Source organism: Kitasatospora sp. NPDC093550 (assembly GCF_044764985.1).
Lineage (GTDB): Bacteria > Actinomycetota > Actinomycetes > Streptomycetales > Streptomycetaceae > Kitasatospora.
In genome coordinates this window covers 254847-278208 of record NZ_JBIWJF010000011.1, presented here as the reverse complement: position 1 = coordinate 278208, position 23362 = coordinate 254847, and the positions used below count along the sequence as shown (strand labels likewise).

The following is a 23362-nucleotide window of genomic DNA, read 5'->3' as shown; positions in this document are numbered from 1 at the left end:
CACCGCCGTGTGCCCCGCGGCCCGGCTCCCGGTGGGCGGGGCGGCCCCCCCCCGGGGGCCCCCGGGCCGGGGGGGGGCGGGGGGCGGGGGGGGCCCCCGCGGGGCCCCCCGGCGCGACGAGCGCCAGACAGACCGTCGCGACCAATGCCGTAGCGGCACCTCGCGCCGCACGAGCCGCACGCCGTGCCGAGCGTCCCCCACCCTGTGCCATGCGCCCCCACCCCTCCCGCGGCGAGCGCTCCCTCGCCCTCGCCGCCCAGCCTCGCCGCCGCCCTGGCGGCCGGTCATCCTCCACGGGGAGGACCCGGTCGTACACCCCCGTGAGGATGGGCTACGCCGGAAGCCGGAGGCCTTCCGTGCCGGGGCTACCGCGCCGGGGCCGGCCGGACGGGGTGCTTGCTCAGGATGGACACCCGGTTGAAGGAGTTGATGGTGATCGCCACCCACACCACCGCCGAGATCTCCGCCTCGCTCAGCACCTCGCGCGCCGCGCCGTACGCGGCCTCCTGCGCGGCCGCGTCCGCCGGGCTGGTGGTCGCCTCGGCCAGGGTGAGCGCGGCCCGCTCCCTCGCGTCGAACAGCTCGGTGTCCCGCCACGCCGGGAGGACTCCCAGCCGCTGGGGCGTCTCGCCCTCGCGCAGGGCGGCCTTGGTGTGCACGTTGAGGCAGAAGGCGCAGCCGTTGATCTGCGACACCCGGAGGTTGACCAGCTCGACCAGCCGCCGGTCCAGCCCGGCCTCGGCTGCCACCTCGCGGGTCGCCTCCGCGGCCGCGACCAGCGCCTTGTACGCCTGGGGGCTCTGCTTGTCGATGAACACCCGCCGGTCCGCCGGGACCACCGTCACGTCACTCACCCGAACTCCTCCGCCCCGTTCGCTGTCGCTAGATTGATCACTGTCACCCGCCACTCTGCCATGGCATGATAGTTGAATATAGAACTATATTGGAAGAGCGCCGCCACCACCCGGGAGGGACCACCACCGTGAGCACCGCCGAAACCGACCTCGTCGAGCCGCACGCCGCCGGACCGCGGGTGGAGGTCCTGCCCCCGCGGGACGTCCCGCTCGGCGGTCCGCGCGCGATGACCGTGCGCCGGACGCTGCCGCAGCGCTCCCGCACCCTGATCGGCGCCTGGTGCTTCGTCGACCACTACGGCCCGGACGACGTCGCCCACACCGGCGGCATGGACGTCGCACCGCACCCGCACACCGGTCTGCAGACCGTCAGCTGGCTGTTCACCGGCGAGATCGAGCACCGGGACAGCCTCGGCGTCCACGCCTTCGTCCGACCGGGCGAGGTGAACCTGATGACCTCCGGCCACGGCATCGCCCACTCCGAGGTCTCCACCCCGGCCACCACCACCCTGCACGGCGTCCAGCTGTGGGTCGCCCTGCCCGAGGAACACCGGCACACCGGCCGCGACTTCCACCACCACGCGCCCGCCCCGGTCGCCCTGGACGGCGGCGAGGCCCGGGTCTTCCTCGGTTCCCTGGCCGGGGACACCTCCCCCGTCCCCACCTTCACCCCGCTGCTCGGCGCCGAACTCTCCCTGCGCCCGCACGCCACCGTCACCCTCGACGTCGACCCCGCCTTCGAGCACGGCCTCCTCGTCGACCGCGGCGAGGTCACCTTCGCCGGCACCCCGCTGCACCCGGCCGACCTCGGCTACCTCGCCCCCGGCCCCACCACGATCACCCTCACCAACACCGGCGACACCGACGCCCGGCTCATCCTCCTCGGCGGCACGCCCTTCGAGGAGCAGATCGTCATGTGGTGGAACTTCATCGGGCGGTCTCAGGACGACATCACCCGAGCCCGCGAGGAGTGGATGAGCTCCGCGAACCCCGACCGCTTCGGCGCCGTCGACGGCTACCCGGGCGACCGCCTGCCCGCCCCGGAGCTCCCGGGAATCCCCCTCAAGCCCCGCGGAAACAAGCGCTGACCAGGGCATTTGCCAGTCGGGGGTGCGGCAACCGGGCCCACCGCACCCCCGAGTCGGGACCTCCCTGCGGCCGCCCCGAGCCCCACCGACGATCTTGCTTCAGGCCAGTTATGGAGACTCGGCCTTGCGGGGCGTTCCGAGCCCCCCTCTGTCAGCAAGAGCCCGCCGACCCGCCCCGCAGGCCCGATGGGCCGGGTTCCCCGGCCGGGCCCCTTCGAGCCTCCGCCCTGCTCGACGTGCCGGGGGGCGGCCGGGACGTACGGACGCGGCGGGCGGTTTACGGGCGCGTCCGGGCCGGCCGCGTCCGGGCCGGACTCACGGCGGCGGTCGGCCGGTGTGCTGCGGAGTGACCCAGGCCGTGCCGGGAACCGGCGGCGAGGCCGTGGCCCGCGACGGTGCCGTGGCGGGCCCCGGCGGGGGCGCGGAGAATGGTGATCACGAACAGCCGGCGTCTGGATTGCGGATGTGAAGCTCTTCGGTGGTCCCGCCGCGTCCCCCGGGGCACTGGCGCCCGGTGCGGGCGCCGGCGAAAAGGGGCTGAGGGCCGGTGCCCTCGGACTCTTCTCGTCCGTGGTCCTGGGGATCTCGTCGACCGCCCCGGCGTACAGCCTCGCCGCGACGCTCGGCCTGATCGCCGCCGGCGTGGGCTTGCAGACACCGGTGGTCATCATGCTGGCCTTCGTGCCGATGCTGCTGATCGCGCATGCCTACCGGGAGCTCAACGCCACCGACGCGGACTGCGGGACGACGTTCACCTGGGCGACTCGCGCGTTCGGGCCCCGCGCCGGGTGGATGGGCGGCTGGGGCATCATCGTCGCCGACGTCCTCGTGATGGCGAACCTCGCGGAGATCGCCGGGATCTACGGCTTCCGCCTGGTGGGCGCGGACTCGCTCGCGGACGACCGGCTGTGGACGACGGTGGCCGGGGCCGTCTGGATCGCCGTGATGACGGCGATCTGCTACCTCGGCATAGAGATCTCGGCCGCCGTGCAGCGCTGGCTGCTGTGCATCGAGGTGGCCGTGCTGCTCCTGTTCGCCGTCGTCGCGCTGGTGAAGGCCTACAGCGCCGACGGCCCGGCGACGGCCGTCCACGTCTCCGTGTCCTGGTTCGATCCGACCCGGATCGCCTCTCCGCAGGCGTTCACCACCGGTTTCCTGGCCGCCGTCTTCGTCTACTGGGGCTGGGACACCGCGGTCGCGGTCAACGAGGAGACCGCCGACACCAAGCGCATCCCGGGCCGCGCCGCCGTCATGTCGACGGTGCTCCTCCTGATCGTCTACACCTTGGTGTCCACCTCCGCGCAGGCGTTCGCCGGAGTCGGCAGCGAGGGCATCGGCCTCGGCAACGCCGCCAACTCCGACGACGTGCTCTCCGGCCTCGGCCGGTCGGTCTTCGGCGGGGAGGGTACGGGCGAGTTCCTCACCAAGCTGCTGATCTTCATGGTCCTGACCTCGGCGGCCGCCTCCACGCAGACCACGATCCTGCCCGTGGCCCGCACGGTCTTCTCGATGGCGGCGCACAAGGCGCTGCCCTCGCGCTTCGCCCGCCTGCACCGCCGGTACCTCACCCCGACCTGGTCCACGGTCGGCATGGGCCTGGCGTCGGTCGGCCTGCTGGTGGTGCTCACCGCGGTGAGCCACCACGTCCTGGCGGACTCCATCGCCTCGGTCGGCCTGGCCATCGCCTTCTACTACGGCCTCACCGGCTTCGCATGCGTCTGGTTCTACCGCCGGGTGCTCACCCGCAGCCGACGGGACCTCCTGTTCAAGGGCGTGCTGCCGGGCATCGGCGGGCTCATCATGCTCGGCCTGTTCTGCTACGCGGCCTTCGACGTGTACGCCGCCCCCGGCTACGGCGCGACCACGGTGGACCTGCCGGTCATCGGCCGGACCGGCGGGGTCACCGTGATGGGGCTCGGAGCGCTGCTGATCGGCGCCCTGCTCATGCCGTTCGTCACCCGCGAGCACACGGCGACCCTTCGCCTGCAGCGGCGGCTGCTGCCGCGCCTGCTGCCGCCGCACCCGGCCGTCGAGCACGCCAACCGTTACGTTCCCGCCGACGGCCGCTCCGGCGTGGGCGGGGACTGGTTCGACGTCATCCCGCTCTCCAGCAGCCGGGTCGGCCTGGTCGTCGGCGACGTCCTCGGGTCCGGGCTGGCCGCAGCGGCGACCATGGGACGCCTGCGGACCAGCGTGCGCGTGCTCTCCCGCCTCGACCTCGACCCGGACGACCTGCTCTGCCGTCTCGACGACGCCGTCCGGCAGGACACCGAGGACCCCACGAGGAACCGGACCGAGGACCGCGCCACCGGGGCCGTGGGAGTGACCTGCCTCTACGCGGTGTACGACCCGGTCACCGGCCGGTGCTGCCTCGCCCTCGCGGGACACCCTCAGCCCACGATCGTCGACCCGGCGAGCGGTCTCGTCATCCACCCGGAGCTCCCGGACGGGCCGGCGCTCGGAGTCGACGGACCGCCGTACCGGAGCACCGAGCTCGCCCTCCCCCCGGGCACTCTGCTCGCCCTGCTCACCGACGGCCTGATCCACACCCCCGACCACGCCGCCGACGAGGGCCGCGAGCTGCTGGCGGGCGTCCTCGAGCCCCACCGGCACTCGTTGGAAGAGCTGTGCGACCGGGCCCTCGAAACCCTGCTGCCCGGCCCGGTGGACGACGACGCGGTGCTGCTCCTGGTCCGCACCCGACTCCTGGACCGCGAACAGGTCGCCGAATGGGAACTGTCCGCCGAGCCCACCTCCGTCTCCACCGCGCGCCGGCTGACCTCGGGACAGCTGCGCGACTGGGGCCTGGACGAACTGTCGTTCACCACCGAACTCATCGTCAGCGAGCTGGTCACCAACGCCGTCCGGTACGCCCGCGGACAAGTCCGCATCCGCCTCATCCGGGACCGCGGCCTGGTCTGCGAGGTGTCGGACACCGGGCACACCTCGCCCAACCTGCGCCACGCCGCCACCGACGAAGAGGGCGGACGCGGGCTGTTCATCATCGCCCAGGTGACCCGCGGCTGGGGAACCCGCTACACCACCACCGGCAAGACCATCTGGACCGAGCAGGACCTGCCCGACGGGAGCTGACGCCTTCGCCACCACCGGCAGCGCCCCTGCCCGTGGCCGCCGTTCGCGCCGAACGCGACCGCGCCGTCACGGCCAGGGTCGGCGACGGCGTCAACGACGCGCCCCTCGGGCGGCCGCCGACATCGTCCTCTGAGGACCCGCCTCCAGCTCGGCGGGCCGATCGTGCTGGTCCGGGACAAGCTCGCCGTCCTCGGCGCCGGCTCGGTCCTCGACGCCGTCCGGAAGTCGACCGCGGGGTAGGCGTGCTCCGAGGGCCGTGCGTGGACACCGCCCGGCGGGTCCAACAGCATGCCGCGGCCCGGATGGAAGTGATGCCCCGCACCGACATTCGTCCAAGCCGGCGGAGTGGGGCGGCGACAAGCAGGACCTTGCGGCCGACGGCGGGAGCGCCGATGACCTGTCGCCCCGTTCCGGTGCCGGCCGAGGTGGACGGCGGCCGCGGCCCCGATCGCCGTGCCGGAGTCGCCAGGAGCCGGCGGGACGGCGACCTCGTCGAACAGCCCGGAGGCGATGATCGTTCCGATGCTGACGCAGTTCATCGCGACGCCCCCGCCGACGCACAGCAGCCGGGCACCCGTCCGCAAGTCCTCCTCAACCTCTACCGCCCCGTCACCACCTCCCCCCAGGCAACGCTCGACGGCATCACCGTCCTTGCCCATCTCACCGAAACCCCCGAACAGCGCGCCGAAGTCGTCGCACGGCTGTGGCGCGTCGTCATCGCCGACGGCACCCGCGCCCTCACCACCGCCGGCCGCTGGAGCGAGGCCCTGCGCCACATCGAAGAACACTGCGGCATCGGCCGACGCATCCTCGACGGCCGCCAGGTCGCCGTCCTCGCCCGCGCCACCACCGGTGACCTCCCCGGCGCCCACGCTCTGCTGGAGGACACCGAGCCCGGCGACCCATGGGAAAACGCCGTCACCGCCGTCCTCACCGCAGCCGCCCTCGCCGTCGCCCGTGCGGTGCTTGAGGACTCCCCCTTCGCCCCGGTCTCGCCCGGACGCGATCCCCTCAGCCGCCACACCCCAATGGCCTGACACAGCCAAGAGCGCGCCCGCAACGGCCGTTCTGGCCCCCTGGACGGGGCCCATCCTGGTTCACATGCCGCTGACCGTCCGTGCTATGACTACCGCTATGGGGGACACAGAGATCCGCAACCTCGTGGACAGCGGGACCTTCCACGGGCCGGTGGTCCAAGGCGGGACCGTCAACCTCCACCTCTACGGCGGTCCCCCGTCAGCCGGAGGCGCACCGGAGGTGGATCCCTGGACTGCGGCGACCGCCGCGTCGACCGTCTGGGACCACGTGCCAACCACTCGGGACGTGGCGGTCGTCCGGGCTCACGCGTCGGCCTTGGTCGGAGCGCTGGCGACGGTGCGCGACCGGGCCGGGGCCGCGCTCGGCGACGATCCCTGGCAGGACCCGGGCATGGCGATTCGGTTCCTCGAACAGGTGGAGTGGCTGCTGGGCGAACCGGACCCGGACGAGCCGTTCGAGCTGTTCCCCGTCGAGGCGGCGCTGCTGGTGGTCGTGCCGTTCCTCTACCGCGCCAACCAGCTGCGGACGACTGCCCGGTACGCGGCTGCAGTCGTCCCGGCACAGCTGGAGCACCCCGCCGAAGCGGGTCCCGAGCGGCTGGCCTTCGAGGCGTACGGCGACGAGTACGGCATGCTGCGGGACCGAACCCGGCTACGCCCCGAGTCGACGGCCCCGATCCGCTGGTGGGTGTTCCACCGGTGGCTGCTGCACCGCGGCGGACTCGCCGACCCGTCGGCCGTGGCGGAACTGCTGGACGCGGTGCGCGAACAGGCCCGGCCCCTCGGCGAGGTCCTGGACACCGCGCGGGTCTCCCGTCTGCTGCACGGCATCCGGCGCGGGCCCGATGTCGCCAACGCCGAGTTCCTGGAGCAGCTGCCGGCCGACGACCGGGTCCGCGTTGCCGGCCACCAGCGGGTGCGCGACCGGCGGCTGGCCCTGCTGCTCGCGCTGGCCTTCAGCACCTGCCTGGACGTCACCGCGCTGCCGGATGTGGTGGCGGAACACCTGGGCATCCCCCACCCTGTGGACCTCGGGCAGCTCCGGGACACGGTCAACCGGGCCACGTGGGGAGGGGAGCCCACGCTGCCGGTGCTGCGTGCCGACTGCCATCACGAGGCCGTCATCGAAGGCCTGCGGGCCTACACGGCGCGCGCCGACGAGGTCCTGCACGCCGTCGACCGCGCGGGCCGCGAGCGAATCACCTGCGCCATGCCGACCCTGCCGTCCCGGCTGTCGGCGGACCGGGTCCGCCCGGCCGACGGCGTGTTCGACGGCTGGGCCGGGTTCCGGATGGACGAACGCAAGGTGCGCGAGCTGCTGATGGGCGTCCAGCTCTACAAGGACCGCGACCTCGCGGTGCGCGAGCTCTACCAGAACGCCCTGGACGCCTGCCGCTACCGTCGCGCACGCACTGAGTACCTCGACCGGACCGAACCCGCCTCCTACCGTTACGAAGGCCGCATCGCCTTCGAGCAGGGCGTCGACGTCGACGGCCGCGCGTACGTGGAGTGCCGGGACAACGGGATCGGCATGGGCGACGCGGAGCTACGAGGTGTGTTCTCCCAGGCCGGCGCAAGGTTCGCCGAGGAGCCGGAGTTCCGGCTCGAACGCGCCGCCTGGGAGCGGCTGGACCCGCCGGTCGAGCTGTTCCCCAACAGCCGCTTCGGCATCGGCGTGCTCAGCTACTTCATGCTGGCCGACGAACTCACCGTCACGACCTGTCGAATGGGCTCGGCAGGCCACCCCGGGCCGCTCCTGGAGGTGTCGATCCACGGCCCGGGCCACCTCTTCCGCATCGTCGAACAGGCCCCCCGAGGCGAGGAGTGCGGGACCACTGTCCGGCTCTACCTGCGGGAGCAGGCGACGGAGTGGTCGTGCGTGGACGTACTGGAACGGGTTCTCGGCGTAGCGGAGTTCGACACCAGGGCGGTGCACGGGGAGCGCCGCGCCGACTGGCAGGCCGGGCTACTGCAGGTGCGCAAGCAACCGGCACGGGAGCGGTTCGGCTTCGACGCCCACGGCACCCGGGCCGCCTGGGCCGACGCTCCGGAGGGCGTCCAGGTGACCTGGACGCAACACGGCGGGGCGCTCCTCGTGGACGGCCTGGTCGTCCAACCGGCCGTCCGCAGCGGAGTGTTGTCGACGGAGGACGCGGGCCTGAGCGGCGTCGTGGTGAACCTCACCGGGCCGTACGCCCCGGCCCAGCTGTCCGCCGACCGCGTCCAGGTCCTGGATGACCTCGCGCCCGCGCTGCTGGACCTCCTCACCCCGGCGGCGGCGGCCCTGGTGGCGGGTGACGGCGCGATTCCGGACTACGACTGGGTGTGCCGGCTCACCCCGACCAGCCCGCAGCTCGCGGACCTGCTGGCGGCGGCGGCCATCAACGCGGGCCGGACGTGGACGTCGTACGGCCATGCGTTCGACCTGGTGCGCACGGGCATCCTCCCGGGGGACGCGGCGATTCTCTCGAGGTTCACCCCCCGCAGCCCGGCGGGTTCGTGGCAACTCAGCGGGTTTCCGCCCGATCATGTCTTCCTCTGGCGGCTCCTCGCCCATGCCCCCAACCCGGTGCTCGACGACCTCGCCCACTTCCTGCCGGAGCTGCGGAACGGCACGTCGGTGCTTACCGCGATGCCGTCCGATCAACTTCTCCTCTCGGGCGACGACGACGGGAGCCGATACCGGCACTGGCACAGCACCGGTCCTTTCCTCACGGAGCGGCTCGCCGAAGTGGCGGACCGTTGGGGCGTCCCTTCACACGACCTGGTCCGGCGGGCAGCTCGACTCGGTCTGTACGACCTTCAGCCCGAAGGCCTCCCCGTTGCCCCCGCCGTGGACGCGGGGGTCGATGGACTGCTGCTGCGCGACAGCGACCGGCCGGAGGCTGGCTGGTTCGACATCGGCGACACGGTGCCGACCGGACGGATCGCGCAGGTCAGCGTTGAACGCGGTCTTCGCATCTCCGAGGTGTGCTCACGGTTCCACCAACTCGGCTTGACCGCCGACGCCACCGGCCTGCCAGAACGTCCGACCCAGGAGACCGCGGAAATCCTCAAGAACCTCTGCGAAGCGCCGTCGTCCTGGCTGGACCGAGGCCGCCCGCTGCCACCCCTGCAGATCCTCAAGGCCTCGGCCGTCGTGAACCGGGCCCCGGCAGAGGTCCTCCGGATGTACCAGGAGCTGGAGTTCTCCCTACCAAACGCTTTCCCCCCGGACGCCTCGGTCGACGACATCGCCCTGTTCGAGAACAGCTGGGCGGACGAATCCGTGGACCGGCGTCCACCGGCCCCGATCCCCTACGTGCTGATCCTGGTGGCTGCGCTCCAACGGCCGCTGTCGGAGGTGATCTCCCGACTGGAGGAGTACGGGTACCACGTGCCGCTGCGCGCCCCCTCGGAGCCGGACGACCTGGACGAGCAACTGCTCGACCCGCACGGACCGTGCTCGTGGTGGGAGGTGAGCACGGGCGACGCAATGCCGTTCGCCCACCTCCTGGCGGCAGCGCAGCAAGCCTTCTGCACACCGTACGCTCTGGTGGAACGGTTCGACGCCTACGGTGTTCCCGTCTCCTGCCGGGAACTGCCCCAGGGACTCTCCCTGACCGACGCCTTGCGACTTCTGGAACCGGAGTACCCCTCAGACGAAGGGCTCCTCTCGAAGGAGGGCGAGCTGTTGTCACTGGAAGAGCTGATCGAGAGGTCTCGGCGGATGAACGTGTCCGTCGCACAGGTCGTCGACTGGCTCACACAACTGGGCATCCCCGTACCGGACGTCGCCCAGCTTTTGCGAGATGCCCTCGCCCGCGTGCCGCGCCGGTAGGGTCCTCGGACGAGTGTGGGTGGAAGGGCGCGGAGGGCGGCGACCAACCGTCCAAGCCCCGCACGCCGGAGGGGCGGGCCGGCGACGAGGTGGTGATGACCTCGGACGGCAGCGAGAAGGTCACCGTGAAGGCCGAGTGGATCGACCGCCGCCCTGGCTTTCGCCTTCGCGCTCGTGGGCGACCGCTGAGGCGGACCCGCGTGCAGCGGTCCCTTCAGCGGTGTTCGGGGTTCTCGAAGTCGAAGCGGCCGCCTGCGTCCCGCTCGGAGCGCTGGTTGCCGTGAGCCGGGATGCCGCCGGCGTCCTTGAGCGTGCGGGCCAGGTGGAGCCGGTTCCAGGAAGTGAAGGTGGCGTGGCGGTTGGTGAAGTCGTTCTCCGGTCCACCGGAGCCGAGGTCGAGGTAGGACGGCCCGGGGCCGGCCTCGCCGACCCAGCCGGCGTCTGCCTGGGGCGGGATGATGTAGCCGAGGTGCTGCAGGCTGTCCAGGACGTTCATCGCGCCGTGCTTGGCGCCCTCCTCGTTGCCGGTGATCAGACAGCCGCGGACCCGGCCTTTCAGGCGTACCGGCCTTCGGAGTTGAGGTTCGACGAACAGGCGTACAACCGCTCGATCACCTTCTTCATCACTGAAGAGCTATCTCCCGACCAGATCGGCGGAACCCTCTCGCGCCGCACCTGACCAGCCACGTATTCGGTCAGGGCCAATGCTGCTTCAACCGACCGGAGCACGGGGCGGGTACCGGGCTCAGGTGGCCGGACCGGGGTTCCGGCGACCATGGATCAGGCTGTGCCCTCCGCCTCGGTGAGGCTGCCGGTGGCGATGGTCGACTCGTCGGCGCGCCACGCCGCAGCGGTCAGAGCGGTGGCGCCCATCGCCGCGAAGCCCGCAAGCGCATAGACGGTGAGGATGACGACCGCGCACCAGAAGTAGCCGACATCGGCCCAGGAGATGTCGTCGGAGCCGAAGACGGCGAGCAGGCCGTCGATGAGCGTCGCGAGGACGGCGAACACCAGCAGTAGCCCTGCCGACAAGGCCGGCAGGACAGCGGGCAGGACACCGAGGGCCGGGGTCACCTCCCGGTTGCCGGTGACGGTCAACGCGTACGCCACCCCCAGGAGCAGCAAGCAGCCGACGGTGTAGTAGCCGTTGACGCCGCCCCATCGGAGCAGATCGTGCAGGTCACCGACGGGCGCGCCGCCGAACATGGAGCGCAGGTTGGCGACGAGCACGCTGATGAAGAAGTACGTCCCTGCGAGCCACAGCGTCTGCAGGATGAGGACTGCCAGGGTCGTCAGGCTCGCGTAGAGCTTCTGGTGTCCCGGGATGCGGCCCAGGTGACGAGCGCTGAAGCGGGCGGCGGCCACGACGGTGCGACCACCGGCCCGGGCGGCCCGGTAGCCCTCCCGCCCCGCCAAGTACCACATCCGCACCGCGATGAGGGTCGCGGTGACGGTGGCGGCCACGCTGCCGACGCCGAACCACGAGGTGAGGACGTCACTCACGACGTCCCAGAACTGGGGGGCGCCGGGCAGGAGGCTGTCGTTGTCGGCGAGGGTCGTCACCTGGATCTCCACACATCGGTTGGGGGGCCCGTCCGCGGACGGCCGGATCACCGGCTTGCGGTCGGCTGGCGGGAGCCCGGGGCGTTCACCGCGCAGCGGTGCGGCACTCCGTCCCGGTACGGCAGCGGGGGACGGAACTCATCGGAACGCGCGGCGCGCGTGCCACGCGCCACCGGTGCCGAGCAGGACGGCGCCGGCGAGCGCAAAGGTAGCCGTCACCATCGCGGGCCAGTCTCCGTGGCCGACCCCGCGAGCGAGCAGCCATCCCACCGCGGCACCGGCCCCGGCCAGACCGGCTATCTCGAAGAGCGCTCCCGGCCGTCCCCCGTCCCCGCCGCTCCAGCGCCGGATGATCACCGCGGGCAGCGAGACCGCCAGCGTGGCGAGCAGGGCGATGAACGGCCCCTGAACGTGCTCGGCCAGCGGAAGCCTGAACCCCAGCTTCTGCACGGCGGTGAGCGCCATGAGCAGCCCCCCGATCACCGAGGTCTGCACGAGCGACAGGTACTGCTGGTGGCTCTGAAGGCGCTGAGTGGCCGACTCGGTCGCGATGCGGGCGGCTTCCTTGATGCGCTCGCGCTCGACGCCGAAGGAGAAGGTGTCCTCCTCCAGTACGTCTGCCAGGCGCGTCGCGCACCGCGCGTCCGAGAACAGGGGGCGGGGGCTCGGGTCGGCAGGCGTGCTCAACGCGGCCGTCATCGCGGCGGAATGGACGCCGATCGTACGGCCCATGGTGCGCAGCTTCAGCTCCCTGTCGGCAGCGATCGCGTCTTCGAGCAGCAACCGGTGTGCCCGCTCCGCCAGTTCCTCCCAGCGGGCCAGCTCCCGCCGTGCGGCACGGCTGTGGTAGCCGCTCGTAGAAAGCAGCTGATGACAGTCCAGGAGCAGGAGCTGCCCGCCCTCCCGCAGTGCGGTCCTACGCCGCGTCAAGACCGGGTCTGCGGCTTGACGAATCCGGTGCTGGTCCCGGACGGCGGCGGCGTGCAACAGATATCTGGTGACCGGCGCCATCGGGCTGCGGACGTCGAACCACGACCATGCGTCCAGCGAGGCCTCGGCGGCATCGGTGGCCCACGTTGTGGTGACGAACGTCCGATCCCTGTGATCCTCCCCGGCCCGTCGGGACGCCACCTCCCGCACGGAGAGTTCGGTCGGCAACGACAACCGTTCGGAGATCCGGTCGGTCCCGTCCGTCGCTGCACCCGGCACGATCCCGGCGAGTCGGCCGGCCACGGCATCGAGGTCGAGGACCGCGTCAGGATTCGCCTCAGCGAGGGCGCGGTAGATGCGGACGCTGCCGATCAGCGGGTTCACGTCCCCTTGCGCCGGTGGTGTGAAGGCGCCGTCCCATGCCCGCTCCAGGTCGGCCCAGATCGTCGCCGTCTCCGCCATGCCGTGCGAGGCGCCGGCGTCCGGTGGCGCGAGCATCACTACGAGGCCCGCGATCCCGCCGAGCACATACACCCGGGCCTCGAACATGCCGGGCCCGCTGCTCCGGCGACTGCGCACGGGGTGGAAGCTCGAGGACGCCTCGATCGTGTGGGGCAGGACCATGTCGCCGGTCGACGGAACCGGTCGGTCCATCCCGATCCTCCCGCACGCGGACCAGAGGGCGTCCAGCACGGTCCGGCCGGGACCGGCGAGTTGCCGAACGTCCATGAAGTAATGGAGTTGCAGCGCCTCCCCCGCGAAGCGGACCTCAGTGCTCATCCGTGTCGTCCTGCGAGCCTCCGCGCCCGTCGGCGTCCTCCAGCGTCCGAATCAGCAACCCGTAGGCTTCCAGGAGTTGCGGCGGCATTGGCTCGTTCTCCCCTTCGGCCATTGACCGGGGGGCCCGCCAGACGTCGACGAGGTCGGAGAGCCGCCCGGTCGCACGCCTGAGTGCCGTCGGGTCGCCCGATTCGATACCGGCCTGGAGGGCCGCCAGGCACTCCCCCACCCGGGACCACCTGCTGGTGGACAGCCGCCACGTCGGCGCCTCGGACAACAGATCAATGGCCTGCCGACGGACCGCCCGGATGTCGTACGACATGCACCCCCCTCACCCACCCGCTCCTGACCGCCCCACAGAATAGAGCAACAAATGGCTGGCGAGGGACGCGTACTGACGAAGAATAAGGCGCGGTCCCTCTCCTGCCCGGGACGGGGCCGAGGACTCGGAGGCGCTCACGATGGACATCTGGCCACGCCGGCACCGGTTCTCCGTGGAACAGGGGTGGGCGCTGTTCCGCAGGTACGCGGTGCACGCCGACGAAGCGCTCTTCGGGGAAGCCGTAGCGCTCTGCTCAAGCGAGCTGAGCGGATGGCGAACCTCGCCGGATCCGGCAGGCAGCCCGGAGGTCGGCGCCCAATGGCTCCACCTCGCCGGAAGACTCCGGCAACTACGGTATGAACTGCGGGGCAGCCTCGATGATCTCAGAATCGCACACGATGCCCTGGAAGAGGCTCTCGGACTGACGGTCTCCACTCGGCGGGGGAGCCGCGCCGACTTGCAGTACCACCTCGCGCAGGTCCTCCTTCACGAGTACGACGCCTCGCTGACGTCCGACCTCACCGCGCCCGAGCGGCTGGCGCGCGAGTCGTTGGCCGTCCAGGCGCCGGACGACCAGGGCTACGGCCTCCACCTGCACCTCCACGCCGAAGTACGCCGCCGACAGGGCCTCCAGGCGGAGGATTCCGCGATCCTTCGGGATGCGGTGCGCCTCCACGAGGACGCAGCGAGAGCGACGGCGACGCTTCCCTCGTTCCACTGGCAGGCGCTGAACAGCCTCGCCGTGACGCGAATGCAGTTGTATCTCGCCACCGGTGAGCGGGAAGAGTTGCAGTCCGCGGTCACCGACGCCAAGCGGGCGCTTGCATCGGCCTCCGCCCAGACGCTGTCCACCGACAACATGGTGCGACTGTCCTCCACTCTGGGCGATATCGAGCGGCTCCAGTACGAGGCGACCGGTGACCCCGCACTCCTGCGCCAAGCGCTGCTCCACACACGCGAGGCCGTGGAGGCTGCGTCCCCCGGCACGGCCGCGTGGAGCACGGCCTTGTCCAACCACGCCAACGTCGTGAGCCTCTCGGATCGCCCGGAGGACCTCCGTGCGGCAGAGCAGTTCCTTCGGCAGGCCTCCGCAAGGGACAGTCTCCCGGGGATCCGCGCCCTCGTGTCGCACAACTGCGGTGTCGTCATGAGCCGCACCGCGGAGCTGACCGGGGACGCGGTGCAGATGGCGGAGGCCATCGGTCACCTGGAAGACGCGATCAGGCTGGCCGATCCCAGCGACCTCCATCAGATCTCCTTCCGGCGGAACCTGGCCCACGCGCTGGTGAGGCTCTGGGCCATCACGTCCGATCCGGGGCCCCTCGACCGCGCGATCGACATCGTCGCCCACGCCCTCGTGGAGACTCCGCGAGGGGCCGTGCAGCGCCACATGCTCCACAACCTCCAGGCCTCCCTCCTGGTGGCACGGTTTCGTGACGGCCGGGATGCGGACGACCTGGCCGCCGCATGCAGGGCCGCGCGCAGGGGGCTCGCGCTCGCTCCCTCCGGCCACGTGACGCTCCCCGCCCACCACACGCAGTACGGCGAGGCGCTCCTGGGCTGGTCCGTTCACGGGAATCAGCCGGAGGCGGCGGCGGAGGCCTACCATCACTTGCGGCGAGGACTCGAAGGAGGTGAGGACTCACCAGACTGGGCGAAACGGGCGCTCTTCCTCGCCGACGCACTGGTCTCCGGTGCATCCGGCTCAACTCGTAAGGCCCGCAGTGCGCGCAAGGCGATGCGAGCCGAAGCACTGGCTCTCTATCAGCGTGCCGCCACGCACCGCTTCGGTTCGCCAGCAGAGCGCTGGGCGGCGTCGTTCGCCTGGGCTCGTCTGATGGCCGAGGAACAGGACGTGGACGGCGCCCTCGAGGGTCTGAGTGCGGCGATCGAGGTACTGCCGCAGCTCGCCTGGCCAGGCCTGTCCAGAGAGGACCAACTGCGGCCGCTGGGAGGCAAGTCCGAGGCCGTCTGCGATGCGGCCGCGTTGGCCATCCTACTGGGGAAGCCCCAACGCGCGGTGGAGCTCCTCGAACAGGGCCGAGCGCAGCTCCTCTCGCACGCCCTCAACGTGAACACGGACTTCGAGGACGTCCGCCTGCTCGATCCCGTGCTCGCCGAGAACCTGGAAGCCGTCCGCCGCCAACTGACCGACAACGGTCAGTTCACCTCCGACCGATATCTCACCGCAGAGGACACCTTCGCCCACGCCGGCCGGAGGCGTGAGCTCCACCTGCGCTGGACGGACCTGGTCGAGCAGGCCCGCCGACTTCCGGGAATGGCCGGGTTCCTACGCCCGCCGTCGTTCGACGAGCTGGTTCACGCGGGCGATCACGGACCTGTCGTCCTCTTCAACATCAGCGGCGTGCGCTGTGACGCGCTCATCCTGACGCAGGGGACCGTCCTCGTGGTGCCCCTTCCCGCGTTCGATCGCGAGAAGGCCGAGGCCAGGGCAGAGGCGCTGGCCGCACTGTTGGAGGCGGCGGATTCCTCGATCGAGGGCGGCGTCGAGGAACTGCGGGAGTACCTGGTCGATCTCCTGGGCTGGCTCTGGCAGAGCCTGATCCGGCCGGTGATGGACCGCCTCGGGAGTAGCGGGTCGCGCACCGGCCCCTCCCGCCGACCGATGCGCCTGTGGCTCTGTCCGACGGACGTTCTCAACCGCTTGCCCCTCCATGCCGCCGGCCTGCTCCCCGAGGACCCGTACGACGGCGAGGCCGCTTCCCCCGACCTGCTCGTGGACCGCGCTGTCGTGTCCTACGTCCCGACCCTCCGTTCCCTGCTGTCCGCACGAGAGGACGGCAAGAACCGGCCCGCTCGCGCTCCGCGTCTGCTGGCGATCGGCGTCGGCGGGCTGGAGAACGGCACGGCCGGGCTGCGGCCCCTGGCACACGTCTCCGGCGAGATCGACGCCGTCGTCGCGCGGTTCCCGGGTGCCACCCCCCTGAGTGAACAGGATGCGACCCGAGAGGCGGTGCTGGCCGCGCTGCCCGCGCACGACTGGCTGCACTTCGCAGGCCACGGCAGTCAGGACGCCTCCACTCCCGACGGAACCCTCTACACCTGGGACCCGGTCGGCGGCGACCACCTCAAGGTCACCGACATCGCCGCCCTGCGTCTGCGCGCTGCGGAACTCGCCTACCTGTCGGCGTGCCAGACGCAGCGTGCCACCGTCGACCACCCCGACGAACCGGTGACCCTCGCCGGGGCGCTTCGGCTGGCCGGGTTCCGGCACGTGATCGCCACCTACTGGAGCCTGCGCAGCAGGTCCGCCCGACAGGCGGCCGTCGCCTTCTACGACCACCTGCTCGCCGGACGGTCCTCCGACGACCTGGCGCCCGGCTCCGACAACGCCGCAGCCGCGCTCCGGTCGGCTGTCCGACAACTCGTCCGCGACCGGCCGGAAGCGCCGGAGATCTGGGCAGCACTGGTCCATGTCGGACCGTAGAGCCGCCGCCCACTCCCCCCGGCAAGCGTGTGGTGCGGCCGGGTACCCGGGGAACGTCCATCGCGTGACTGGCCCCGGTCGTTCGGACCACTCCTCGACACCACGGGCGTGAACGCACTGGCGTGGTGAGTGCCAGCGTGACCTGGGGTTTTCCGCCGGTCGCTGCGAAACCGTGGAGGGCGGCCCCTGTCACGTTCAAACGGGCATCTGCGAGAATCGGCCGGTTGGTGGCCCGAAGCTGAGGAGGCTCGCGTGGGCGGGGACGAGGTGCGGTCGCGGATTCCGCAGCTGCGGTTGGACGAGCTGCTGGAGGAGCTGCAGGCCCGGATCGACGCCGCTCGCGGCACCCGGGACCGGGTCCACAGCCTGCTGGAGGCGGTGCTGTCGGTGGGCCGGGAGCTGGATCTGACGCAGGTGCTGCGGCGGATCGTGGAGGCTGCCGCGGTTCTGGTGGACGCCCGGTACGCGGCGTTGGGCGTGATCGGCCCGGACGGCGAGTCGTTGTCGCAGTTCCTGACCGTGGGGCTGGGTGAGGAGGAGCTCGCCCGGATCGGCCCCTATCCGACCGGCAAGGGCATCCTCGGCGAGCTGATCCGCCGTCCCGAAGCGTTGCGGCTGGAGGATCTGGCCGCGCATCCCGCTTCGTACGGCTGCCCGGCGCACCACCCGGTGATGCGGACGTTCCTCGGGGTGCCGGTGCGGGTGCGGGACGAGGTGTTCGGCAACCTCTACCTGACCGACAAGCGCAACGGCGAGCAGTTCGACGCCGACGACGAGTCGGTGATCGCGACGTTGGCGGTGGCGGCCGGCGTGGCGATCGACAACGCGCGGCTGTTCGAGGAGGCGCAGAGCCGGCAGCGGTGGCTGAGCGCGAGCGCGGAGATCACCCGGGGTCTGCTGTCCGGGGCCACCCGCGGCGAGGTGATGGAGCTGATCGCGCGGCGGGCGCTGGAGATCACCGGTGCCGAACTGGCCGACCTGTCCGTGCGCGAGGAGGACGGCGACGGACTGCGCGTCGAACTCGCCTTGGGCGGCGACCCGTCCGTCCGGTCGGGGATCCACCTGCCGCTGACCGGGACGCTCTCCGGAGAGGCGTTCAGACTCGGTTCGCCGGTGACGACCCTGGACCTGGCGCAGGACCCCCGGCTGACCGGCGGGCCGCGCCGGTTCTCCGGCCTGGGGCCGGCGGTGGCCGTGCCGCTGGGCCGGGCGGACGGGCAGAGCGAGGGAGCCCTGCTGCTGGCCCGGCCGACCGGGGAGCGGGCCTTCACCGAGCGGGAGATCGGCCCGCTGCTCGGGTTCGCTGACCAGGCGGCGCTGGCGCTGGAGCTGGCGGACCGGCGCCGGGACGCCGAACAACTGGCGATGCTGGAGGACCGCGATCGGATCGCCCGTGACCTGCACGACCTGGCCATCCAGAGGCTGTTCGCGACCGGTATGACGTTGCAGAGCGCGGCGCGGTTCATCGAGCACCCCGGGGCCTCGGACCGGGTGTTGCGGGCGGTCGGGGATCTGGACGAGACCATCAAGATCATCCGATCGACGATCTTCGGCCTGCGTGCGCGCGAGGACTCGGTGGCCCAGGGGCTGCGGTCGCGGGTGGTGCGGGTGGTCGAGGAGGCCCAGGCGGCGCTGGGCTTCGCGCCTCGGCTGAGCATGGAGGGCCTGCTCGACACGGACGTTCCGGGGCAGGTGGCCGATCACGTGGTGGCGGTGCTGGGTGAGGCGCTGAGCAACGCGGCCCGGCACGCGAAGGCGGGCCGGGTCGAGGTCGCGCTGCGGGCGACCGGAGCCCGGGTGTTGCTGACCGTGCAGGACGACGGGGTAGGCATCCCGGACCAAGGACGGCGCAGTGGGCTGCGCAACCTGGCGGAGCGCGCCGAGGGGCTGGGCGGCGCGCTGGAAGTGTCCCGTCCGCCGGAAGGCGGGGCTCGGCTGGTCTGGGCGGTGCCGCTGGCGGGCTGATCGCGGCGGTGCCGTCGGCGGGCTGAGCGTGCCGGGGGGGGGCTTGGAGGGTGCGCGCCGCCGTCAGGGCTGCGGGGCGAGGGCGGCGGGCAGGAGGCGGCCGGTCACCCATTCGGGGTGGATCCGGATGGTCACCTGACCGTCGGGCGTCGGCGCGACGGGATCGGCCGCGGAGCCTCCCCCGCCGGCCTCGGCGGTTCCGAGCACCGTGACGCTCCAGCCGCTGCCGTCGGCCGCGCTGATCTCGTCGGCCTGGAAGGCGACGAGTGCCCCCGCCACCGCGCGCAGGAATTCGGAACCGGCGGCGGCCTGCAGCAGCACGCTGCCGTCACCGTCGAGGCGGTAGCGGGTCGGCAGGACAGCCGGCAGGGCGCCGACGGTGTAGACGACGCGCCCGACCCGTGCTCCGGCCAGCAGGCGCAGGCAGTACCGCTCCTCGAGCGGCGCGATGTCAGGTGTCATGGCATCGATGGTCGTCCCGGGCCGACGTGTGTGGGAGAGGCCGTTGGTCCCCGGCCGGGGGCCTGGTGGTCCGACTGCCGGTGGCAGGTGTCAGTGGACGCGTCGGCCGGACGCCTGGTCGTGGGCGGCCAGGGTCTGGGTGGCGATGACGGCGGCCTGGACGCGGCGCTCCACGCCGAGCTTGGCCAGCAGCCGGGAGATGTGGTTCTTGACAGTCTTCTCGGCGAGGTAGAGACGCTGGCCGATCTGGCGGTTGGTCAGGCCCTCGCCGATCAGCGCGAGGATCTCGCGCTCGCGGTCCGTGAGCTGCGGGAGGTCCGAGGGCTGCGGGGCGCTGTCGCCGCGAAGGCGGGCCATCAGACGGGTGGTGGCGCCGGGGTCGAGCATGGACTGCCCGGCGGCGACCGTGCGCACCGCGGAGACCAGGTCCGTGCCGCTGATCTGCTTCAGCACGTATCCCGAGGCGCCGGCCATGATCGAGTCGAGCAGCGCCTCCTCGTCGTCGAAGGAGGTGAGGATGAGGCAGGCCAGCTCGGGCATGCGCGAGCGCAGCTCGCGGCAGACGGTCACGCCGTCGCCGTCCGGCAGCCGCATGTCGAGGATCGCCACGTCGGGACGGAGCGCCGGGACTCGCGCGATTGCCTGTTCGACCGTTGCGGCCTCGCCGATGACGGTGAGGCCGGGTTCCGCGTCCAGCAGGTCGTGCACGCCGCGACGGACCACCTCGTGGTCGTCGAGCAGGAACACCTTCACCGCGTCGGAGCCGCTCGCCCGGTCCGCCGTGCTGTCCACCATCTACTTCTCCGTACGTGCCTGGACCCGCCACCGGAGCGGGGCAGGTGGGACCGCCAGCAGTCTGACCTCGATCCGGCCCATGCGATAGGGCCGGACGGCCCCGTTCCCCCTTCTCCAGCTCACGGACGGACGGAACCGGCTGAGGAAGCCGCGGCGAGGGCCTCGCCGGGCGACGGGGACGCGGGGCGGAGGTGCGCCGCGCTCAGCTGCTGGAAGGGCCGTCGGTGCGGGGGTGTCGGGCGGCGCGTCCGGTCCACACGGGTTCCAGCTCGGCCCAGGCGCGGTGCCAGGGCCGCGGGACCAGTGGGACGGGCGGGCGGGACCGGTGGCGGCGGCAACAGGGCCCGATGGTCCCTGGGGCGACCACTGGTCACGGCCCCAGGATCGTCACCGTGAGCGACGGACGCACCGGTGTCCGTCTGCCGGGAGCCCACCGCAGAGGAGCAGTCGATGTCCGCACACGATCGCGGAAGACCACAGCAGGGCAGTGCGGTTGACGGTCCGCGCGCAGCAGGAGGCGGCTTCGGCCTGCCGGCCGCGACCGCGCTGGTGGTCGGCAGCGTCATCGGTACCGGGGTGTTCGCGCTGCCCTCCGCGCTCGCGCCGTACGGGCCGATCGCGCTGGTGGCGTTCGTGCTGGTGACGATCGGCGCGCTGGCGCTGGCGATGGTCTTCGGGCGGCTGTCGGAGCGGGTACCCGGGAGCGGTGGGCCGTACGTCTACGCCCGTGAGGCGTTCGGTGAGTTCGCCGGGTTCCTGACCGCCTGGTCGTACTGGATCACCGCCTGGGCCGGGAACGCGGCCATCGCGGTCGCCTGGGTCGGCTACGTCGAGGTGTTCGTCGACAAGGGGCACCACACCGGGGGTTCGATCGCGATCGCGCTGGCCGGTCTGTGGCTGCCGGCGATCGTCAACCTGACCGGGATGCGGAACATCGGCGCGTTCCAAGTCGTCACCACGGTCCTGAAGTTCGTGCCGCTGGCGTTCATGGCGACGGCCGGTCTGCTCTTTGTGAAGTCCGGGAACTTCGGCGCGTTCAACGCGAGCGGCGGCTCGGCTCTGGGTGCGGTGTCGGCGGCGGGTGCGATCGCACTGTTCAGTTACATCGGCCTGGAGACCGCCTCGGTGGCCGCCGGTCGGGTGCGCGAGCCGAAGCGGAACGTGCCGCGGGCGACGGTGTACGGCACGCTGGCCTGCGCCGCGATCTACCTGCTCGGCACCCTGGCGGTCTTCGGCACCGTTCCCCACGCCCAACTGGGTTCCTCCACCGCGCCGTTCACCGACGCGGTGAACAACATCGCGGGTGGCCACTGGGCCGGCGACCTGGTCGCCGCCGCGGCGGTCATCTCCGGTCTCGGCGCGCTCAACGGCTGGACCCTGATCTGCGCCGAGATGCCGATGGCCGCGGCCCGCGACGGGCTCTTCCCGGCCGCCTTCGCCGGCACCCGCGGGCGCAGCGAGGTGCCGGCCTTCGGCATCGTCTCGGCCACCGTCCTCGCCTCGGTGCTGACCGTGGTCAGCTACACCCGCTTCACCAAGGTGTTCACCGAGATCGTGCTGCTGAGCGTGCTCACCGCGGTGATCCCCTACCTGGTCTCGGCGGCAGCGCAGCTGTACTGGCTGGTGGTGCGCGGCCGCCAGGAGCTGGAGCGGCGGCGCTTCGTCCGCGACGTCACCGTCGCGCTGCTCGCCCTGGTCTTCTCGTACTGGTCGATCCAGGGCAGCGGCTACCAGACCGTCTACTACGGCCTGTTCACCATCCTGCTCGGCATCCCCGTCTACATCTGGCTCAAGCGCCCGAGCACCGCGGCGCGGACCACCGTCTCGGCGGGGCCCACCGAGACCGAGCCCGCAGTCGCCCCCACCGCCTTGCCCCTGCCGAAGGCGGCCCGCACCGCCCGCCCGGTCGGCCTGCCGACCATCCTGCGCCGCGCCCTGACCCCGCGTCACCAGCACTGAACCGACCGAGGAGAACCCACCCATGTCCACCCTGCGTGTCGATTCCGAGGCGGGCCGCCTGCGTCAGGTGATCCTGCACCGCCCGGGACTGGAACTGTCCCGGCTGACCCCGCGCAACGTCGATGAGCTGCTCTTCGACGACATCCTGTGGGCCAAGCGCGCCCGCGAGGAGCACGACGCCTTCGCCCAGGTGCTGCGCGACCACCGCGTGCGCGTCCACCACTACGCCGACCTGCTCGCCGAGACGCTCGACCTGGCGCCGGCGCGGTCCTGGCTGCTCGGCCAGGTCGTCACCCCCGCGACCGTCGGCCCGGCCCTGGTGGATGAGGTCCACGAGCTCTGCGCGCAGCTCGACGGCAGGACGCTGGCCGAGTACCTGATCGGCGGCGTCCTCAAGACCGACCTGCCGCTGCGCAACCCGCACAGCCTGGCCTGGCACACCCTCGGAGACCAGGACTTCGCCCTGCCGCCGCTGCCCAACCACCTCTTCCCGCGCGACAACTCCTGCTGGATCGGAGGGCGTTACAGCCTCAACCCGATGGCGAAGGCCGCGCGCCGCCGGGAGACCCTGCACACCGCCGCGGTCTACCGCTTCCACCCGCTGTTCGCCGAAACCGCTCCGCCGCTGCTGGACGGCACCACCACGGCTCCCGAGCTGAGCCTGGAGGGCGGCGACGTCCACGTGGTCGCCCCGGGCGTGGTGATGGTCGGTATGGGAGAGCGGTCCACCGCCCAGGCCGTCGAGGCCCTTGCCCAGCAGCTGTTCCTGACCGGCACCGCGCACCGGCTGATCGCGGTGCGCCTCCCGGAGAGCCGGGCGTTCATGCACCTGGACACCGTCATGACGATGATCGACCGCGACGCCTTCGCGCTCTACCCGGGTCTCGCCGACCGGCTGCGCTCCTGGACCCTCACCCCCGCCCCCGAACGCCCCGCCGGATTCGACGTCACCCCCGACACCGACCTCGCCGCCTCCCTGGCCGAGGCACTCGACCTCGACAAGGTCCGCTTCCTCTCCGCCGAGCAGGACCACCGCGCCGCCGAACGCGAGCAGTGGGACGACGGCAGCAACTTCCTCGCCCTCGAACCCGGCGTCGTCGTCGGCTACGAGCGCAACACCACCACCAACACCCACCTGCGCCGGCAGGGCATCGAGATCGTCACCATCGCCGGCTCCGAGCTCGGCCGCGGCCGCGGCGGCCCGCGCTGCATGAGCTGCCCCATCCAGCGCGACCCGGCCAACTGA

15 protein-coding genes and 1 pseudogene are annotated in these 23362 nt (G+C 71.9%); 8 read left to right on the top strand and 8 right to left on the bottom strand.

Annotation, left to right across the window (positions count from 1 at the left end; translation table 11 throughout):
- Nucleotides 1–365 precede the first annotated feature (365 nt).
- Nucleotides 366–854 carry a carboxymuconolactone decarboxylase family protein gene (locus tag ACIRD3_RS20100; protein ID WP_402218231.1) on the bottom strand — a complete coding sequence of 163 codons (489 nt, stop codon included), beginning with the start codon at nucleotides 852–854 and terminating at the stop codon, nucleotides 366–368.
- 128 nt (nucleotides 855–982) lie between these two features.
- Here ACIRD3_RS20100 and ACIRD3_RS20095 point away from each other — a divergent pair, with 128 nt between their 5' ends.
- Nucleotides 983–1942: a pirin family protein gene (locus tag ACIRD3_RS20095; RefSeq protein ID WP_402218228.1), complete on the top strand. Its 960-nt coding sequence runs from the start codon at nucleotides 983–985 to the stop codon at nucleotides 1940–1942.
- A 570-nt stretch (nucleotides 1943–2512) separates the two neighbouring features.
- Nucleotides 2513–5035, top strand: a complete 2523-nt coding sequence (locus ACIRD3_RS20090; RefSeq protein WP_402218226.1) for an amino acid permease — start codon at nucleotides 2513–2515, stop codon at nucleotides 5033–5035.
- On the opposite strand, the gene ACIRD3_RS20085 is transcribed toward ACIRD3_RS20090, so the two are convergent.
- A complete protein-coding gene (locus ACIRD3_RS20085; RefSeq protein WP_402218290.1) occupies nucleotides 4978–5550 on the bottom strand; it encodes a hypothetical protein in 573 nt (190 codons plus the stop codon). The genes ACIRD3_RS20090 and ACIRD3_RS20085 overlap by 58 nt on opposite strands.
- Between ACIRD3_RS20085 and ACIRD3_RS20080 the strand changes: the two genes are divergently transcribed.
- Together ACIRD3_RS20080 and ACIRD3_RS20075 are read left to right on the top strand one after the other, a co-directional pair.
- Complete coding sequence (locus ACIRD3_RS20080) at nucleotides 5449–6072, top strand: hypothetical protein (RefSeq protein ID WP_402218295.1); 624 nt, start codon at nucleotides 5449–5451, stop codon at nucleotides 6070–6072. The two genes, ACIRD3_RS20085 and ACIRD3_RS20080, sit on opposite strands and share 102 nt — an antisense overlap.
- Nucleotides 6073–6463: 391 nt before the next feature.
- Nucleotides 6464–9892 (top strand): ATP-binding protein, encoded by a 3429-nt coding sequence (locus tag ACIRD3_RS20075; RefSeq protein ID WP_402218223.1) that lies wholly within the window; start codon nucleotides 6464–6466, stop codon nucleotides 9890–9892.
- 214 nt (nucleotides 9893–10106) lie between these two features.
- On the opposite strand, the pseudogene ACIRD3_RS20070 reads toward ACIRD3_RS20075, so the two are convergent.
- The 4 genes and pseudogenes from ACIRD3_RS20070 to ACIRD3_RS20055 form a co-directional block, all read right to left on the bottom strand.
- Nucleotides 10107–10546, bottom strand: a pseudogene (locus ACIRD3_RS20070) (flavodoxin family protein); the annotation flags it as partial.
- 126 nt (nucleotides 10547–10672) lie between these two features.
- Nucleotides 10673–11455, bottom strand: a complete 783-nt coding sequence (locus ACIRD3_RS20065; RefSeq protein WP_402218220.1) for a hypothetical protein — start codon at nucleotides 11453–11455, stop codon at nucleotides 10673–10675.
- A 138-nt stretch (nucleotides 11456–11593) separates the two neighbouring features.
- Entirely contained in the window at nucleotides 11594–13165 is a 1572-nt protein-coding gene (locus ACIRD3_RS20060) for a CATRA conflict system CASPASE/TPR repeat-associated protein (RefSeq protein ID WP_402218217.1), read from the bottom strand.
- On the bottom strand, nucleotides 13155–13487 hold the full coding sequence (locus ACIRD3_RS20055) for a CATRA system-associated protein (protein WP_402218214.1): 333 nt from the start codon (nucleotides 13485–13487) through the stop codon (nucleotides 13155–13157). Before ACIRD3_RS20055 ends, ACIRD3_RS20060 begins: the two co-directional genes overlap by 11 nt.
- A gap of 139 nt (nucleotides 13488–13626) precedes the next feature.
- Between ACIRD3_RS20055 and ACIRD3_RS20050 the strand changes: the two genes are divergently transcribed.
- Nucleotides 13627–16935: a CHAT domain-containing protein gene (locus ACIRD3_RS20050; RefSeq protein WP_402218212.1), complete on the top strand. Its 3309-nt coding sequence runs from the start codon at nucleotides 13627–13629 to the stop codon at nucleotides 16933–16935.
- A gap of 252 nt (nucleotides 16936–17187) precedes the next feature.
- Nucleotides 17188–18900 carry a GAF domain-containing protein gene (locus ACIRD3_RS20045; protein ID WP_402218209.1) on the top strand — a complete coding sequence of 571 codons (1713 nt, stop codon included), beginning with the start codon at nucleotides 17188–17190 and terminating at the stop codon, nucleotides 18898–18900.
- 63 nt (nucleotides 18901–18963) lie between these two features.
- Here ACIRD3_RS20045 and ACIRD3_RS20040 read toward each other — a convergent pair whose 3' ends face one another.
- Nucleotides 18964–19362 (bottom strand): pyridoxamine 5'-phosphate oxidase family protein, encoded by a 399-nt coding sequence (locus ACIRD3_RS20040; RefSeq protein ID WP_402218206.1) that lies wholly within the window; start codon nucleotides 19360–19362, stop codon nucleotides 18964–18966.
- Nucleotides 19363–19452: 90 nt separating this feature from the next.
- The gene (locus ACIRD3_RS20035) at nucleotides 19453–20157 is read right to left on the bottom strand and encodes a response regulator (RefSeq protein WP_402218203.1); all 705 of its coding nucleotides are present in this window, start codon (nucleotides 20155–20157) and stop codon (nucleotides 19453–19455) included.
- A gap of 549 nt (nucleotides 20158–20706) precedes the next feature.
- Here ACIRD3_RS20035 and ACIRD3_RS20030 point away from each other — a divergent pair.
- Entirely contained in the window at nucleotides 20707–22116 is a 1410-nt protein-coding gene (locus tag ACIRD3_RS20030; RefSeq protein WP_402218287.1) for an amino acid permease, read from the top strand.
- A 22-nt stretch (nucleotides 22117–22138) separates the two neighbouring features.
- Complete coding sequence (locus ACIRD3_RS20025; protein ID WP_402218200.1) at nucleotides 22139–23362, top strand: arginine deiminase; 1224 nt, start codon at nucleotides 22139–22141, stop codon at nucleotides 23360–23362.